Raw genomic sequence first — 316 nt, 5'->3', positions numbered from 1 at the left:
AATGACCGATGCACAACGCCACTTATTTGGGAACAAACTAGCCCATGATGCTCGTGTACAAAGCGAATACAGCCATTTAATTGGTACTGGAAGCTATGAAGACTTTGCAAAATTACTGGCGGATATGCTTGCAGAAGAACAGCATTTTAAGATGTTTTACCCTTTGCTTGTAGAGCATGGTTACAAAGCATAAATCTTGTCGTATTCTATCAATGGTAGATAAGTCATTTCGACCTTCCTTATCTATGTACAAGATAAGGTGGCGCCACCAATACGCCAATATTGGTGGATAGCCACCAACCCCTCTAAATTGCGT

Annotated in this window: 1 protein-coding gene; it reads left to right on the top strand. The window is 41.1% G+C overall.

The genetic code is table 11. The annotated features are described in order from the left end of the window. On the top strand, positions 1-193 hold a 193-nt coding region (locus tag AAW00_RS15215; RefSeq protein ID WP_425286364.1), incomplete at its 5' end, for a hypothetical protein. Positions 194-316: the final 123 nt, after the last annotated feature.

Origin of the sequence: Aurantiacibacter luteus, from assembly GCF_001010945.1 — a bacterium.
Lineage (GTDB): Bacteria > Pseudomonadota > Alphaproteobacteria > Sphingomonadales > Sphingomonadaceae > Alteraurantiacibacter > Alteraurantiacibacter luteus.
The sequence above is the reverse complement of the archived record's forward strand: the minus strand, read 5'-3'. Positions and strand labels throughout refer to the sequence as shown.